The sequence below is a fragment of the Bacillus sp. SIMBA_008 genome (assembly GCF_046535495.1).
GTDB classification, from domain to species: domain Bacteria; phylum Bacillota; class Bacilli; order Bacillales; family Bacillaceae; genus Bacillus; species Bacillus subtilis.
On record NZ_JAWRWL010000190.1, the window covers coordinates 1 to 323 of the forward strand.

The 323-nt window shown below is 70.9% G+C and carries 1 protein-coding gene; it reads right to left on the minus strand.

Features of this window, described 5'->3' with window-relative positions; translation table 11 throughout:
* Positions 1-270: alpha/beta fold hydrolase (locus SB658_RS22775; protein ID WP_410602509.1), on the minus strand; the 270-nt coding region annotated here is incomplete at its 3' end.
* Between the last annotated feature and the right edge of the window lie 53 nt (positions 271-323).

Here is a 323-nt window from a genome sequence, read left to right on the forward strand (position 1 = left end):
CACCGCCAGCTGGGCGCCGAGCGAGAAGCCGACGACCGTGGCGGGACGGCCCTCGTCCTCCAGCAGCTCCTCGAGCGCCGGGAGCACGTCGTCGTGCGAGGTGTATGTCTGGTCCGCGCTGCGTCCGTGCCCCGGCAGGTCGGGCACGAGGATGCGGTGCCCCTCGTCCAGGTGCGCGCGCATAGGCTCCCACATCCAGCCGGCGACACCGCCTCCGTGCAGAAGCAGCAGCGGTGTGCCGCCTTCGGGGCCGTAGCGGTCGATGTGCATCGTCAGTTCTTCTCGAAGGAAGCGGCCATCCGGCCGACGGTGTCGATCGCGCT